This is a genomic window from Pauljensenia sp. UMB3104, from assembly GCF_030217285.1.
Lineage (GTDB): Bacteria > Actinomycetota > Actinomycetes > Actinomycetales > Actinomycetaceae > Pauljensenia.
The window spans coordinates 1-235 of record NZ_JASONN010000607.1 but is presented as its reverse complement, the minus strand read 5'-3'; the positions used below and the strand labels follow the sequence as shown (position 1 = coordinate 235).

At 54.9% G+C, this 235-nt stretch carries 1 protein-coding gene; it reads right to left on the bottom strand.

The features are described from left to right. Positions 1-235, bottom strand: a 235-nt coding sequence (locus QP415_RS12965; protein WP_285100347.1) for a hypothetical protein, incomplete at both ends; no start/stop codon positions are given.

Genomic DNA, 235 nt, shown 5'->3' with positions numbered 1-235 from the left:
CCACAGAAGTCACTCCCTCAATCAATGACGTGTGACTCATGTAATCCGGTGACGGCAGGCTGTCAAAAAGCTTCTGGCATTGAGCGCTCTTGAACTGCAGCGGCTCAACGTCGGTATAGCGGATGGGGCCCTCGACTTCATCAACGGGGCCAATGCCACTGACCGCGACATTTCGGAGTGCCTCTGTGGCTTCACTTGCAGAGAGCGGATCAGAGTGACGTGAGGTGATGAAAAG